Source organism: Pantoea sp. BJ2 (assembly GCF_040255075.1).
GTDB lineage: Bacteria > Pseudomonadota > Gammaproteobacteria > Enterobacterales > Enterobacteriaceae > Pantoea > Pantoea leporis.
In genome coordinates, this window is sequence record NZ_CP158292.1 from 2,393,167 (window position 1) to 2,407,325 (window position 14,159).

A 14,159-nucleotide genomic window follows, 5' to 3' on the forward strand; every position below is an offset into this window, starting at 1 on the left:
TTGCCTGCCGTCATCGTGATGACGGGGCGCTACAGGACGTGTTCAGAGAGTTCACTATGTCGGCAAACGAAAACCATACACCTAACGCCCTCCCTGCGGGCTACCGGTTTAATGAATTTGAAATCAAGGAAGTGATTGGCGGCGGCGGCTTCGGCATTGTTTATCGTGCCTGGGATCATCAGCTGGAACGCACCATCGCGATCAAAGAGTACATGCCCGTCTCGTTGGCGGTGCGTGCGGCGGATATGTCGCTGGAACTGCGCGGAGAGCGTTTCCATAAGCTGTTTACCGCCGGTCGTAATAGCTTTATTCAGGAGGCGCGCCTGCTGGCACGCTTCAATCATCCCGGCTTGCTGCACGTGCTGCGCTTCTGGGAAGAGAACGGCACCGCCTACATGGGCACGCTCTATTACAGCGGCATGACGCTGAAAGAGTGGCAGATCACCAGTCCGGACAGCATTGACGAGAGCTGGATCCGTCGTCTGCTACCGCCGCTGTTTGGCGCCATTGATACTATCCACGCCGCCGGTTATCTGCATCGCGATATCTCGCTGGATAACATCCAGATTCAGGAAAACCAGCTGCCGGTGCTGCTTGATTTTGGCTCGGCGCGCAAAGAGATCGGTAACCTCTCGGATGAAACCGAGATCATGCTGAAGCCCGGCTTTGCGCCGATTGAGCAGTACAGCGAAGAAGGCGAAATAGAGCAAGGTCCGTGGACCGATATCTATGCGCTAGGCGCAGTGCTGCACAACCTGATCACCGGCCATGCACCGCCGGTGAGCGTGGTGCGCTGCATTGAGGATAACTATCAGCCGCTGGTGGAGCGCAAGCCGGAAGGCTATTCGCTGCCGCTGCTGCACGCTATTGACTGCGCGTTAGCCATGAAGCCAGCAGATCGTCCGCAAAGCATTGATGCCTTTGCCAGCTTGATCGATCTGCCGGTCAGCGATGTCGAAGCGCTCTCCACCACTATTCCGCTCGTGGCTGAGCCGGTTGTGCCGATGGAGCCGAGTGTTGCAACGCCGGAACCGCAAGTGTTGGCCGTCAATCATGCCGCTGCCACCGTTGAACCTTTGACGCCGCGCAACGTGCGTCGTTTGTCGCCAGGTTTAGTGGTGGCCGCTGCGATTGCGGTGCTGGCGGTTGTGGTGGTGGTTTGGAAAGCGAATCATCACAGCGAAGCACCACCGGTCGCCGCCAGCACCGCGCCCGCTGCGCCTGCTGCCGCAGCAGGCAACAGTGTAGCGAGCAGCGCACCGACGGTGGCGACGGTTTATCTGCGTTTACAGGCGGGTGAGAATGTGATGCTGAATGGCGAAGCCCGCGATGTGAAGCCCTCCTCCAGCGGATTCGCTTCACTGAATCTGGCGGCGGGGAACTATCGCATTGAGGTGCGTAACGGCAACCAGGTGCATAGCCAATCGCTGACCATCGATAAGCCGGGAACCTGGCTGATTAATCCGGCGCAGTAATCCGTATCAGCGCGCTGCCGAATGACTCTGCAGCGCTCTGACATCTGCTGCCAGGCGCGTCAATGCCGCTTCCTGCATGCCACGTTTGCCTAGCTCCTGCTCCAGCGCGTAGAGGTATTGTGCGTTGGTGCCGAGCGGACCGCTGGCCTGGGCAATCAACGGCGCAATGGTGCTGCGGCAGGAATCGGTTTCATACAGCGGATGACGCGGATCCATGATAAACACCAGCGCGGTAACGTTGCGTCCATCCTCCAGCTCCAGTTCACACCAGGTTGGCAGATAGCAGCCGGTGATCATTTCACGCTTCCACAGCAGCTCCAGCTCATCATGCAAACGCGATTCCGGTAAACGGAACGCCAGTCCGCTGGTGGAACCGCCCTCTTTCAGCGCCAGCATACGGCCAGGCGCGGTTACGGTGCCGCGACCGGCAATCAGACGCAGGCAAAACGCACGGTGCCAGCCCTCTAAACGACCCGGCGCCATTTCGGCCGCTTCAAAAATGGGATTCCACATCAGCGAGCCGTAGCCAAAAATCCACACCGGGCTTTGGTCAGGACGACAGGCCAGCGTCGCGGACAGCGATGCCGCACGCTTTTCACAGCTCCAGAACAGCGCTTCATCAATATCGCCAAACGATGTTTTACAATCTGCTTTTAACAAAAATTCCCGCGTTAACACTGTGGTCTCCTCTACTACTCTGACATCTTGCCGGTGTGGTTCCTCAAAACTGATGTCTACAGGCGACGCTCATTGCATCGTCTTAAGAGAAGACATTAATTCATTTTTAACAAAACATTCAAGATTGACCCCGATCACAAAAGGGAAATTCTGTGTAAATAGCATCGGCTGCCTGGTGAGGAACTTGAATGGCGAAGGGAAAAGTGCGAGGCGGGCCGCACCGGCCCGCAAGACAAACTAGTTTTTAGGGTGCCACTTGTCATCGTCACCTTTTGAGTACTCATGCTTGACTGCTGCCCAGGCGACTTTGTGGGCCACCTCTTCGCGCGACTCATCGCCACGCCGGTCGTCGGGATCTTTGTATTGGTCCCAGGCGCTGTTAAAGGCTTTTTGATAGATGGTTTGCGCGTGAGCCGGCAGGACATGACGCACGCTGTCTGGCAGCTCTTTGTTTGATGAATAAGGCATATTTCCTCCGGTTTTATACTCAGAGTTTAAGTCTGGATCATCTGGGTCAAAACGCAAACTGGTACTTTCACGGGAAGATGGCGTAAAACAGGTTTAAACCTTCATAAACTTCACCCTATACGACGATTAACCAGACCAATCTCATCTTTAATTGGGTGAGTGAATCATGCAACATGATGAATACAGGCATTAATCCAGCGATAACGCACTCTTTTGCCGTGTTATGCATAATAAACGCTTTTGGTAAAATCGCGTAAAGTCACAGCAGCACAGCTGATGAAAAGTTACACTGCGTTACGTCAGAAAACTCATTATATTTATCAGGCAATGATTGCCTGCTTTGTACTTTTTCCGGAGAGGATGGTAAATGCCTGGACATGAGAAAACCCGCCATACCGAGTACTCACTGATTTTCCCCGTTGCTGCGCTGGCGGTGCTGAGCTTCTTCGGCAACCAGACAGCGCTTCTGCCGGTTATCGGCATCAACCTGTTGGCATTAGTTGCCATTCTGTTTAGCGCCTTCAGCGTGGTGCGTCACGCCGACGTGCTGGCACACCGTTTAGGCGAACCTTATGGCTCGCTGATTCTCAGTCTTTCCGTCGTCATACTTGAAGTGAGTCTGATCTCCGCGCTGATGGCCACCGGCGATGCCGCGCCCGCGCTAATGCGCGACACGCTCTACTCGATCATCATGATTGTGACCGCCGGTTTAGTCGGCTTTGCCCTGCTGCTGGGCGGGCGCAAGTTTGCCACGCAGTACGTTAATCTGGCGGGCGTAAAACAGTACATGATCGCCATTTTCCCGCTGGCGATTCTGGTACTGGTGTTCCCCAATGCGTTACCTGGCGGTAACTTCACGACTACGCAGGCGCTGATCATCGCGGCGATTTCTGCGGCCATGTACGGCGTATTCCTGCTGATTCAAACCAAAACCCACCAAAGCCTGTTCGTTTATGAGCATGAAGATGATGGCGACGATCCGCACCACGGTAAGCCTTCTGCGCACAGCTCGTTGTGGCACACCGCATGGCTGATCGTGCATCTGATTGCGGTGATTACCGTGACCAAGATGAACGCCAATCCGCTGGAGAGTCTGCTGACAGAACTGAACGCCCCGGCGCAGTTCACCGGCTTCCTGGTGGCGCTGTTGATCCTGTCACCGGAAGGTTTAGGTGCAATCAAAGCGGTACTGATGAATCAGGTGCAGCGTGCTATGAATCTGTTCTTCGGTTCGGTGCTGGCGACCATTTCGTTGACGGTGCCTGCAGTGACCATCATCGCTACCCTGACCGACCAGCAATTGGTGTTCGGCCTTGAGCCACCGCAGATGGTGATCATGAGCGCCGTGCTGATCCTGTGTCACATCTCGTTCTCAACGGGCCGCACCAACGTGTTGAACGGTGCCGCGCATCTGGCACTGTTTGCCGGGTATTTGTTGACGATTATGCTGTGAGACTAGCGGTCGGCATAAATGCCAACCTTACGGAAATCGTGCATGTTGTAGGATCGCCATTAATGGCGACCAGCCAATAAAAAAGGCGCCATCGGCGCCTTTTTCATATTTAAAAACAATCAGTTGCTGGTATCCAGCTCTGGGAAGCCCTTCACCAGATCGTCGATTGCTTTCATCTGCACCAGGAAGGGTTCCAGCTTATCCAGCGGCAGCGCGGATGGACCGTCGCATTTGGCGCTGTTTGGCTCTGGGTGCGCTTCGATGAACAGGCCAGCAATGCCAACCGCCATGCCGGCACGCGCCAGCTCGGCGACCTGCGCACGACGACCGCCTGACGCAGCGCCGAACGGATCGCGCGTTTGCAGCGCGTGGGTAACGTCGAAGATCACTGGGCTATTTTGGGTGACGTTCTTCATCACGTTGAAGCCGAGCATATCGACAACCAGGTTGTCATAGCCGAAGTTGCTGCCGCGATCGCACAGGATAACCTGATCGTTGCCGCCTTCGACGAATTTGTCGTAGATGTTACCCATCTGGCCTGGGCTAACAAACTGGGGCTTCTTGACGTTGATTACCGCGCCGGTTTTCGCCATCGCTTCCACCAAATCGGTCTGACGCGCGAGGAAGGCCGGCAGCTGAATCACATCAACCACGTCAGCCACAGGCTGCGCCTGCGATGCTTCATGCACATCGGTGATGATTTTCACGCCGAAAGCCTGCTTCAGCTCCTGAAAAATCTTCATGCCCTCTTCCAGGCCAGGACCACGATAAGATTTGATTGAAGAGCGGTTCGCTTTATCAAAAGAGGCTTTGAATACGTAAGGGATCCCGAGTTTGTCGGTGACCTCAACGTAGTGTTCGCAGATGCGCATGGCGAGATCGCGCGATTCCAGCACGTTCATGCCGCCGAAGAGAACGAATGGCAGATCGTTTGCGACCTTGATATCGCCGATATTCACTACTTTCTGTGTCATGCCCTTTCCTTTCCTTTTATCGGGTAACGCTTAGTGCAGCGTTACCTGTTTCTGTTCAATTGCGTGAATCTGCACTTTAATCATCTCGCTGACCGGATCTTCAGGACACTGTTCAACGAAATAGGTCAAATCATTCAGCGCGATGTGTTCACACTCTAATTGCGCGTAAATCAAACCACGGTCGCGAATCTCGTAAGGATCGTCAGGATCGATCTGCAGCAGCACTTTGCTGACGTTCAGCGCCAGCTCCATCTGCTTCTCTTCCATCAGCGCGGATTTCAAGGTGTCGAGCATCTTGCGCATCACGTTGATGGTCTTGGCTTCGTCGAGATCGTCGTTATACAGCTTGGCGGTTGGGCTGATGTTGCCTTTCAGCCACACTTCCAGCGTATGCGTATCCAGCGTTTCGCCGTTGAACGGGTTGATCAGCCACATTTCGCCATCTAACCAGTCGGCACGCAGAATCAGCTGTGTCGGGAAAATCACCGGCATCAGCGGTAATTCCAGCTCATCGGCGATGTGCAGCAGGATCACGCCCAGCGACACCGCCGTGCCCTGACGGCTCTTCAAGACTTTGTCGATCCACAGCGCGTCGGAGAGATTGTAGACGCCGCTGGCGCCGCCAAATCCCCACTGACGATAGAACAGCTCCAGCAGCTTACCCAGCTGCAAATCGGCGTCCTGTTCGCTGCTGACAAACTCACGGGCTTCATCTACCAGCGCCGCCAACTGTTGTTGCACAGAAGGCGCGGAAAAATCATTGCGTATGGCGCATGTGGCACCAATCACCGCTTCACTCAACGGTGTTTTACTGTAATCGAGTTGCTCTGGCGAGGTCATACAATCCCCAATAACGGCATTTTGGTCATCGCCAGCTTAATCACAAACAGCAACGCTACGATTGCAATCAGGAAGGCGATCCAACGTGTCCCCATTTTACGTGGGCGACGGCTCAATGCCACGGAACCTAAGGCGATGTAGATAATAACCGCTAACAGCTTCTCCGTCAGCCAGCTTCCTTGCGGTGTGAACGGATAAAAATGCGTAATCATCACCAGCAGCGCACCGCTTAACAGCAAAAAGGTGTCGTTAACGTGCGGCGCAATGCGCACCCAGCGGCGTTGCAGCATCGCTGAGCCGGTGGTTTGCCAGTAGAAGCGCAGCAGAAACAGACAAATCGTCAGCGCGACGGTCAGCAAGTGAAAATGTTTAATTAGGGGATACCAGCTCGCCATCGTTATTCCTTATTAAAAAATTGTCCTAGTGTGACGCGCGGATTACCGCCGTAATCGTCAACGGTGCTCACCGCCTGATAACCGTGCTGCGTCATGATGGCGCGCACGGCATCACCTTGCTGCCAGCCATGTTCCAGCAGCAGCCAGCCGCCAGCGTGCAGCCAGTGCGGTGCGGTGTGAATGATAAAACGTAAATCGGCCAAACCCTGATCGTCCGCCACTAACGCGCTGCGCGGTTCAAAGCGCACGTCGCCCTGCTGCAGATGTTCATCGGCGGCATCAATATAGGGGGGATTACTGACAATCAGATCAAAACGTTGGGCGGGAAGATCGTTAAACCAGTTGCTGAGGATGAAGCGGGCGTTATCAATGTGCAGACGCTGCGCATTGTCCTGCGCCAGTTCCACCGCCGCCGCGATGCGATCGCAGCCGATAACCTGGCAGCCTGGCCGTTCGCTGGCCAGCGCCAGCGCAATCGCGCCGGTGCCGGTGCCTAAATCCAGCAGTGAAGTCGCGGCGGCCGGCAGATGTGCCAGCGCTTGCTCCACCAGCACTTCGGTGTCCGGACGCGGGATCAGCGTGGCATCACTGACGCGCAACGGCAGCGACCAGAATTCACGCTCGCCTACCAGATGCGCAATCGGCTCGCCGTTGACGCGGCGCGCCAGCAGCGCATTCAGTTGTTCCAGCTGCTGCGCGTCCAGTTCCGCATCGTCAAAGGCAATCAGCCAACTGCGCGCTTTGCCCGTCACAAAACTCAGCAATATTTCCGCATCGCGCTTCGGGCTGTCGCCGCCACAGAGCGCTACCACAGCCTGCTGTAGCCAGCGACGGATGATCATTAATCCTGTCCAGCCAGCGCGGCCAGCTGATCGGCTTGATACTCCTGCACAATCGGCTCTATCAGTGCATCCAGCTTGCCTTCCATCACCTCGTCGAGACGGTAAACCGTGAGGTTGATGCGGTGATCGGTGACGCGGCCCTGCGGGAAGTTGTAGGTGCGGTTACGATCCGAACGGTCGCCGCTGCCGAGCAGGTTACGACGCGTCGAAGCTTCAGCGGCATTACGCTTTGCCGTTTCCGCCGCGTGAATACGCGCACCCAACACCGCCAAGGCTTTGGCTTTGTTTTTGTGCTGTGAACGTTCGTCCTGACACTCCACCACAATGCCAGTTGGCAAGTGGGTGATTCGAATCGCGGAATCGGTGGTGTTAACGTGCTGACCACCGGCACCGGAAGAACGGAAGGTGTCGATTTTCAAATCGCCGGCGTTGATTTCCGGCATTTCCGCTTCGGGCAGTTCCGGCATGACCGCAACGGTACAAGCCGAGGTGTGAATACGGCCCTGCGATTCGGTTTCTGGCACGCGCTGTACGCGATGGCCGCCCGATTCAAACTTAAAGCGGCCATACGCGCCATCGCCGATGATGCGGGCGATCACTTCTTTATAGCCGCCGTGCTCACCTTCGTTGGCGCTGATGATCTCAACCTGCCAGCGACGCGCTTCGGCGTAACGGCTGTACATACGGAACAGATCGCCGGCAAAAATCGCCGCTTCATCACCGCCGGTTCCGGCGCGCACTTCGACAAAGCACGAACGTTCATCGTCGGGATCTTTCGGCAGCAGCAGCACTTGCAGCTGTTGTTCCAGCGCTTCACGCTTCTCACGTGACAGCTTTAATTCTTCCTGCGCCATCTCGCGCATTTCCGGGTCTTCCAGCATCATTTCGGCAGTTTCAACGTCTTCCTGCACCTGCTGCCATTCGCGGAAACAACGGGTGACGTCGCTAAGCTGGGCATATTCGCGTGATAACGCACGGAAACGATCCTGATCGGCAATCACGCCGGCATCGCCCAGCAACGCTTCCACTTCCTCGTGGCGTTCCTGGAGCGCTTCCAGCTTGGCAACAATAGAGCTCTTCATGTAATAGCGGGTATCCCAGTGATAGGTCGTGACTGACCAGATTACTCTAAACCGAGGCTGTCACGTAAGATCTGCAGGCGTTCGCTGTCGCCGTCGCGCGCGGCCTGCTGCAGTGATTTGGTTGGTGCATGAATTAAACGGTTGGTCAGCTTGTGTGCCAGTTCCTGCAGCACTTTTTCGGCGTCAGCGCCCTGCTGCAGCGCGGCCAGCGCGCGTTCCTGTAACTCGGCGCGCACCTGATCGGCCTGCGAACGGTATTCACGGATGGTCTCAACCGCGCTTTGCGCGCGCAGCCAGGCCATAAATTCGCCGCTCTCCTGCACCACAATGCTTTCAGCCTGCACGGCGGCGGCTTTGCGCTGCGCCATGTTCTGCTCGATGATCGCTTGCAGATCATCAACGCTGTAGAGATAGGCGTTCGCCAGCTTGCCCACTTCCGGCTCGACATCGCGCGGTACGGCGATATCCACCAGCAGCATCGGCTGATTGCGACGTGCTTTCAGCGCGCGCTCCACCATCCCTTTACCGATAATCGGCAGCGGGCTGGCGGTGGAAGAGATAATGATGTCGGCATCGGCCAGACGGGTTTCGATATCGCCGAGGCCAATCACTTCTGCCCCCACTTCATCGGCCAGCAGCTGTGCGCGTTCGCGGGTGCGGTTGGCGATCATCAGCTTCTTGACGGAGTGTTCGCGCAGATGACGCGCCACTAACTCGATGGTTTCACCAGCGCCGACCAGCAGCACGTTAACGGTGCTGAGCGATTCAAAAATTTGACGCGCCAGTGAACAGGCAGCGAAGGCGACCGATACGGCGCTGGCGCCAATCTCGGTTTCGGTGCGCACACGCTTGGCCACCGAGAAGGTTTTCTGGAACATGCGCTCCAGTTCACTGCTCAGCGCGTGGTCGCGTGACGAATCAACAAAAGCTTTTTTAACCTGACCTAAAATCTGTGGTTCACCCAACACCAGTGAATCCAGCCCGCTGGCCACGCGCATCAGATGGCTGACCGCCGCGTTGTCCTGATGCCAGTAGAGGCTGTTGCGCACATCCTCTTCACGCAGATTGTGATAGTCACACAGCCAACGCACCAGCTTCTCCTGCAGGTCGGCTTGCTGCTCTACACTGAGGTAGAGTTCCGTGCGGTTGCAGGTCGAAAGGACCACACCGCTCTGCACCATCGGCTGGGACAGCAGGCTATTCAGCGCCAGTTCCAGCGTGTCTGGTGTAAACGCAACGCGTTCGCGTAGCGCAACAGGTGCAGTTTTGTGGTTGATTCCGAGTGCAAGCAGCGTCATGTGATTCGGGTTGGGATATCCCAAGTGTTGTCAGGGTTTTGTGCAGCGCATTCTACAAGATGCCACAGGTCAAGAAAAGCCATACAAAGCCTATGACAGTAATAAGATTAAACTGATCGTGCGCAATTATTGCCATAACAGCATTGACGGCTTACATGCGGATGGTTAGCGTTACCGGTTACGAAGTAAAAACGTGTCTGAGGAGATGACCACGTGATGCATTTGCCCCCGCGCAAGTTACTGCGCCTTTTACCCCTTGCCAGCGTGTTACTGGCTGCATGTACCATTAACAAACCACAAGGTCCGGGCCCAAGCACCACATCACCGCAATGGCAGCAGCATCAGCAAGCCGTGGCGAAAATCAGCCATTATCAGACGCGCGGTGCGTTCGCTTACCTGTCGGATAAGCAAAAAGTGTATGCACGCTTTAACTGGCAGCAAACCGCTGCGGATCGCTATCGCCTGCTGCTGACCAATCCGCTCGGCAGCACCGAATTGCAGTTGGATGCACAAGGTTCCGTGGTGCAGATCGTGGATAACAAAGGCAAACGCTACGTGAGTAACGATGCCGAGAAGATGATTTCACAGCTTACCGGCATGGATATCCCGCTCGCCAATCTGCGTCAGTGGATGATGGGCTTGCCGGGCGATGCCAGCGATTATCAGCTGAATAACAATTACCAGCTGCAAAGCCTGAACTACAGCCGCAACGGTCAGCAGTGGAAAGTGAACATTTCTGATTACGACAGCAAAGTGAATCCGCCGCTGCCGGCGAATCTGGAGCTGTCTGAAGGCGGTCAGCGCATTAAATTACGCATGGATAGCTGGACCACTCAATGATCACCACGTGGCCCGCGCCAGCAAAACTGAATCTGTTCCTGTATATCACTGGCCGTCGTGCTGACGGCTACCACAATCTGCAAACGCTGTTTCAGTTCCTCGATTACGGTGACACGCTGGAAATCACACCGGACAGCAGCGGCAAGATAACGCTGCTGACGCCGCTGACTGGCGTGCCGGATGACGAGAACCTGATTGTGCGTGCTGCGCAGGCGTTAAAAACCGTTGCCGCTGCGCGTGGCACCTTGCCCGCGCAGGCCGGTGCCAGCATCGCGCTGGAGAAGGTTTTGCCGATGGGCGGCGGGCTTGGCGGCGGCTCTTCAGATGCGGCAACGGTGTTAGTGGCGCTGAATCATCTGTGGCAAACCGGATTAAGTGTTGCTGAGCTTGCGACGATTGGCATCAAACTGGGCGCGGATGTGCCAGTGTTTATTGGAGGTCACGCGGCCTTTGCAGAAGGCGTGGGCGAACTATTGCAGCCGGCTGAACCGGCAGAAAAATGGTATCTGGTGGCGCATCCAGGCGTGAGCATTGCGACGCCTGATCTGTTCCGCGATCCCGAACTGACGCGCGATTCACCAATCCGCACATTAGATGAACTGTTACAGCGTCCTTTTCACAATGATTGTGAGGCTGTGGCAAGAAAACGTTTTCGTAAGGTTGATGAGCTGCTTTCCTGGCTGCTAGAATACGCGCCGTCGCGCCTGACTGGGACCGGAGCTTGTGTGTTTGCTGAATTTGACACCGAATCCGACGCACGTCAGGTGCTGGAGCTTGCCCCGAAATGGATTTGCGGATTTGTGGCGCGCGGGCTTAACCTCTCGCCGTTGCAGCGCACACTTTCTGGGCTAAAAGCGTCTACGTGACAGTGTCACCCGTTCCAGACACTGCATGTTGCGCATTAACACACCCGTATGAACATGCTCTTTGGTATTCGCCGGTTACTCTAGAGCCGTTCATTCTCTGGACGCCAAGCCTGAGGTTCTTCTCGTGCCTGATATGAAGCTATTTGCTGGTAACGCCACCCCGGAACTAGCACAACGTATTGCCAACCGCCTTTACACTAGCCTCGGAGACGCCGCTGTTGGCCGTTTCAGTGATGGTGAAGTAAGTGTACAGATTAACGAAAATGTACGCGGTGGTGATATTTTCATCATCCAGTCCACCTGTGCCCCCACCAACGATAATCTGATGGAGCTGGTTGTGATGGTCGACGCCTTGCGTCGGGCTTCTGCTGGTCGTATTACTGCTGTCATTCCTTACTTTGGCTATGCGCGTCAGGACCGCCGTGTGCGTTCTGCTCGTGTACCGATCACTGCCAAAGTGGTTGCCGATTTCCTTTCTAGCGTGGGCGTTGACCGTGTTCTCACCGTTGACCTGCATGCTGAACAGATTCAGGGCTTCTTTGATGTCCCGGTGGATAACGTCTTCGGCAGCCCAATCCTGCTGGAAGATATGCTGCAAATTGGCCTGGAAAATCCCATTGTAGTTTCCCCAGACATCGGTGGCGTAGTGCGTGCGCGCGCCATCGCCAAACTGCTCAACGATACCGATATGGCTATCATCGACAAACGCCGCCCGCGCGCGAACGTTTCTCAGGTGATGCACATTATTGGTGACGTTGCGGGTCGTGACTGTGTACTGGTCGACGATATGATCGACACCGGCGGTACGCTGTGCAAAGCGGCTGAAGCGTTGAAAGAGCGCGGCGCGAAACGTGTTTTCGCTTACGCTACTCACCCGATCTTCTCCGGCAACGCGGTGGAAAACCTGCGTAAGTCGGTGATTGACCAGGTGATTGTCTGCGATACCATTCCGCTGTCTGAAGAGATGAAATCTCTGCCAAACGTGCGTACTCTGACGCTGTCTGGCATGTTGGCCGAAGCGATTCGTCGTATCAGCAACGAAGAATCAATCTCCGCGATGTTTGAGCATTAATTCATCGCGTGAAACCGGGCCTCGTGCCCGGTTTTTCTTTGCACCCTGCCCTCAATCTGACTCACCGATTAAGCCACTTTCCCCATTGATATTTGCGCGATAAATTTCGTTAAATCCCGCTATTCTCGCTGCCATCCACTCTTTTCCATCAACTCGCATTGCCGCCCTTTAGCGCTCCAATAATTAATGGTATTTTCTTCCCCACTTTTTTAAGAGCTCCGACCACTATGACTCTCGACCTCTACACGCTGTTTGTTTGCGAGCTCTTTGTGCTGGGGTTTTTGAGTATCATTTTGATTTTTGCCTGGGTCGGTGCGCAGTACGATCGCGTATTGGGCTGCACCACGCTGGCGCTGGTTTTAACCCTGGCGGCGGTGTTCCTTAGCAGCTTACGCAGTGCGGGATTCCATTTTTTACCGGTCGCGGTCGGCAACGTCATGCTGTTGCTGGCTTATGGCAATCTGCTCAATGCCTTCCGCATCTTCTGCGGTAACGCGATTGGCCTCAGCTGGTTAGGCGGCGGTTTGTTGTGGGCGATTCTGTGCCTGTTCCCCGCGTTTTATCACAGCCAGCCGAAGCGCGTGCTGGTGGTTTGCCTGCTGTGCATCATCTATACCGGCGCGCTAATCCGCTTACTGTGGCGCGTGCGTGCGTCGTTAACCGTCACCTTCTGGCCGGCGCAAATCCTGCTATGGATCCATTTGCTGTTTCACGTGGCGCGTATCTTTCTGGACGATGCGGTGGCGACGCCGGTGCGCGGTGCGATTGGCGGTTCCAGCTTCTCGGTGTATGTAATTCTTGAATCGATCCTGTTTGTTATTGGCCTGAGTTTCACCATTCTGGCGATGGTCAACGAACGCACGCAAATCGCCCATAAACAGGCATCAATGCACGATCCGCTCACCAGCGTGTGGAATCGCCGCGCGCTGTTCGAGCAGGCCGATAAAATGATATCGCGCAGCGCGCGACAGTCACAACACTTTGCCTATAGCGCGGTGCTGTTCGATCTGGACCATTTTAAAAGCATCAATGACCGTTTCGGCCATCAGCAAGGCGATCAAGTGTTAATCGATTTTTGTCAGGTGGTGCAGGCGTTGATGCCGGAGAGTGGACATTTTGCCCGTTTGGGTGGCGAGGAGTTTGCTGCGATCATTCCCGGCGATGCCGAGCAGGCGCAGCGGGTATGTGAACGTATCCGTTTGGCGACACAGCTGTCGCAACCCAACGACGTGCGTTATACCGTCAGCATCGGTTATGCCACCGCGCTGCAGCCTGGCGAACCCTTCCCGCTGTTGCTGGCGCTGGCCGATGAAGCGTTGTACCGTGCAAAAGCCAGCGGCCGTAACCGCATCGAACGTTATCTCGCGCAGTTACAGCCGCTGCAGCAAACCGTACTCACTTAATGTGATGAGTGATTGCGACGGCAACGCTTATCGCCGTAATGACGTAACCAGTAATAACGATCTTCCACGCGCTCACGTCCGCTGACGCGCGCGCCCACCAGCCACAGTAAAGCGCCAACGAAGATACTGAACATCGCACCGTGCGCAAGGAATTGCGGCAGGTTGAGTGAAGGAAGCTGGTTGATAATGGAATAGCCGACGCCTAATACCATCGTCAGTAAACCCAAACACATCAAACCGTTACCTACAAAGCGGCAATTTTGACGTTTCATGATCCACCTCCATCCTTTTAAAAGCAAAACAGCACGTATGGTTAACTAGCCATAAGCTTAGGCAATACCTGCCGCTTAAGTTGCGTACAGGATCACATATCCTTCACAACCTTTGACAAATCTTTACCGCCAGCGCCTTGATTTCGATAGAAAATGATTAGTCACGTAGAGACATTATCTGTGGTGCGTGGCCTTTGTCAT

At 55.3% G+C, this 14,159-nt stretch carries 15 protein-coding genes; 6 read left to right on the top strand and 9 right to left on the bottom strand.

All coding sequences use genetic code 11. The annotated features are described in order from the left end of the window. Positions 1-56: 56 nt before the first annotated feature. Complete coding sequence (locus tag AAF463_RS11040) at positions 57-1,475, top strand: serine/threonine-protein kinase (protein WP_350260724.1); 1,419 nt, start codon at positions 57-59, stop codon at positions 1,473-1,475. Positions 1,476-1,481: 6 nt separating this feature from the next. Here AAF463_RS11040 and AAF463_RS11045 read toward each other — a convergent pair whose 3' ends face one another. Both AAF463_RS11045 and chaB read right to left on the bottom strand, forming a co-directional pair. Beyond that, positions 1,482-2,153, bottom strand: a complete 672-nt coding sequence (locus tag AAF463_RS11045; RefSeq protein WP_350260725.1) for a gamma-glutamylcyclotransferase — start codon at positions 2,151-2,153, stop codon at positions 1,482-1,484. Between the two features lie 237 nt (positions 2,154-2,390). Then, positions 2,391-2,621 (bottom strand): putative cation transport regulator ChaB, encoded by a 231-nt coding sequence (chaB, locus tag AAF463_RS11050; protein ID WP_101764116.1) that lies wholly within the window; start codon positions 2,619-2,621, stop codon positions 2,391-2,393. Between the two features lie 367 nt (positions 2,622-2,988). Between chaB and chaA the strand changes: the two genes are divergently transcribed. After that, entirely contained in the window at positions 2,989-4,074 is a 1,086-nt protein-coding gene (chaA, locus tag AAF463_RS11055) for a sodium-potassium/proton antiporter ChaA (protein ID WP_110866345.1), read from the top strand. A gap of 119 nt (positions 4,075-4,193) precedes the next feature. Here chaA and kdsA read toward each other — a convergent pair whose 3' ends face one another. The 6 genes from kdsA to hemA are packed head-to-tail and all read right to left on the bottom strand — an operon-like array spanning position 4,194 to position 9,505. After that, positions 4,194-5,048: a 3-deoxy-8-phosphooctulonate synthase gene (kdsA, locus tag AAF463_RS11060; RefSeq protein ID WP_350260726.1), complete on the bottom strand. Its 855-nt coding sequence runs from the start codon at positions 5,046-5,048 to the stop codon at positions 4,194-4,196. 30 nt (positions 5,049-5,078) lie between these two features. Beyond that, complete coding sequence (gene sirB1, locus AAF463_RS11065; RefSeq protein ID WP_101764113.1) at positions 5,079-5,888, bottom strand: invasion regulator SirB1; 810 nt, start codon at positions 5,886-5,888, stop codon at positions 5,079-5,081. Further along, the gene (locus AAF463_RS11070) at positions 5,885-6,283 is read right to left on the bottom strand and encodes a SirB2 family protein (RefSeq protein ID WP_101764112.1); all 399 of its coding nucleotides are present in this window, start codon (positions 6,281-6,283) and stop codon (positions 5,885-5,887) included. The genes sirB1 and AAF463_RS11070 overlap by 4 nt, the downstream gene beginning before the upstream one ends. Before the next feature lie 2 nt (positions 6,284-6,285). Further along, complete coding sequence (prmC, locus tag AAF463_RS11075) at positions 6,286-7,125, bottom strand: peptide chain release factor N(5)-glutamine methyltransferase (protein WP_350260727.1); 840 nt, start codon at positions 7,123-7,125, stop codon at positions 6,286-6,288. Beyond that, positions 7,125-8,207 carry a peptide chain release factor 1 gene (prfA, locus tag AAF463_RS11080; RefSeq protein WP_101764110.1) on the bottom strand — a complete coding sequence of 361 codons (1,083 nt, stop codon included), beginning with the start codon at positions 8,205-8,207 and terminating at the stop codon, positions 7,125-7,127. The genes prmC and prfA overlap by 1 nt, the downstream gene beginning before the upstream one ends. A 41-nt stretch (positions 8,208-8,248) precedes the next feature. Beyond that, on the bottom strand, positions 8,249-9,505 hold the full coding sequence (gene hemA, locus AAF463_RS11085; RefSeq protein WP_350260728.1) for a glutamyl-tRNA reductase: 1,257 nt from the start codon (positions 9,503-9,505) through the stop codon (positions 8,249-8,251). A 216-nt stretch (positions 9,506-9,721) separates the two neighbouring features. Here hemA and lolB point away from each other — a divergent pair, with 216 nt between their 5' ends. From lolB to AAF463_RS11105, 4 genes are all read left to right on the top strand, one after another. Next, positions 9,722-10,345: a lipoprotein insertase outer membrane protein LolB gene (gene lolB, locus AAF463_RS11090; protein WP_061718542.1), complete on the top strand. Its 624-nt coding sequence runs from the start codon at positions 9,722-9,724 to the stop codon at positions 10,343-10,345. After that, positions 10,342-11,211, top strand: coding sequence for a 4-(cytidine 5'-diphospho)-2-C-methyl-D-erythritol kinase (ispE, locus tag AAF463_RS11095; protein ID WP_217546367.1), 870 nt, complete (start codon positions 10,342-10,344; stop codon positions 11,209-11,211). Before lolB ends, ispE begins: the two co-directional genes overlap by 4 nt. 124 nt (positions 11,212-11,335) lie before the next feature. Continuing rightward, positions 11,336-12,283, top strand: a complete 948-nt coding sequence (gene prs, locus AAF463_RS11100) for a ribose-phosphate diphosphokinase (protein WP_006118899.1) — start codon at positions 11,336-11,338, stop codon at positions 12,281-12,283. Positions 12,284-12,510: 227 nt separating this feature from the next. Continuing rightward, positions 12,511-13,686 carry a GGDEF domain-containing protein gene (locus tag AAF463_RS11105; RefSeq protein WP_350260729.1) on the top strand — a complete coding sequence of 392 codons (1,176 nt, stop codon included), beginning with the start codon at positions 12,511-12,513 and terminating at the stop codon, positions 13,684-13,686. Here AAF463_RS11105 and ychH read toward each other — a convergent pair. Beyond that, a complete protein-coding gene (gene ychH, locus AAF463_RS11110) occupies positions 13,683-13,958 on the bottom strand; it encodes a stress-induced protein YchH (RefSeq protein ID WP_061723496.1) in 276 nt (91 codons plus the stop codon). The genes AAF463_RS11105 and ychH overlap by 4 nt on opposite strands. Positions 13,959-14,159: the final 201 nt, after the last annotated feature.

Bases quoted from the DNA above. Each gene is read 5' to 3' on its own strand.
- AAF463_RS11040 (WP_350260724.1), top strand. From the start codon at position 57: ATGTCGGCAAACGAAAACCATACACCTAACGCCCTCCCTGCGGGCTAC.
- chaB (WP_101764116.1), bottom strand. From the start codon at position 2,621: ATGCCTTATTCATCAAACAAAGAGCTGCCAGACAGCGTGCGTCATGTC.
- chaA (WP_110866345.1), top strand. From the start codon at position 2,989: ATGCCTGGACATGAGAAAACCCGCCATACCGAGTACTCACTGATTTTC.
- kdsA (WP_350260726.1), bottom strand. From the start codon at position 5,048: ATGACACAGAAAGTAGTGAATATCGGCGATATCAAGGTCGCAAACGAT.
- sirB1 (WP_101764113.1), bottom strand. From the start codon at position 5,888: ATGACCTCGCCAGAGCAACTCGATTACAGTAAAACACCGTTGAGTGAA.
- AAF463_RS11070 (WP_101764112.1), bottom strand. From the start codon at position 6,283: ATGGCGAGCTGGTATCCCCTAATTAAACATTTTCACTTGCTGACCGTC.
- prmC (WP_350260727.1), bottom strand. From the start codon at position 7,125: ATGATCATCCGTCGCTGGCTACAGCAGGCTGTGGTAGCGCTCTGTGGC.
- prfA (WP_101764110.1), bottom strand. From the start codon at position 8,207: ATGAAGAGCTCTATTGTTGCCAAGCTGGAAGCGCTCCAGGAACGCCAC.
- hemA (WP_350260728.1), bottom strand. From the start codon at position 9,505: ATGACGCTGCTTGCACTCGGAATCAACCACAAAACTGCACCTGTTGCG.
- lolB (WP_061718542.1), top strand. From the start codon at position 9,722: ATGCATTTGCCCCCGCGCAAGTTACTGCGCCTTTTACCCCTTGCCAGC.
- ispE (WP_217546367.1), top strand. From the start codon at position 10,342: ATGATCACCACGTGGCCCGCGCCAGCAAAACTGAATCTGTTCCTGTAT.
- AAF463_RS11105 (WP_350260729.1), top strand. From the start codon at position 12,511: ATGACTCTCGACCTCTACACGCTGTTTGTTTGCGAGCTCTTTGTGCTG.
- ychH (WP_061723496.1), bottom strand. From the start codon at position 13,958: ATGAAACGTCAAAATTGCCGCTTTGTAGGTAACGGTTTGATGTGTTTG.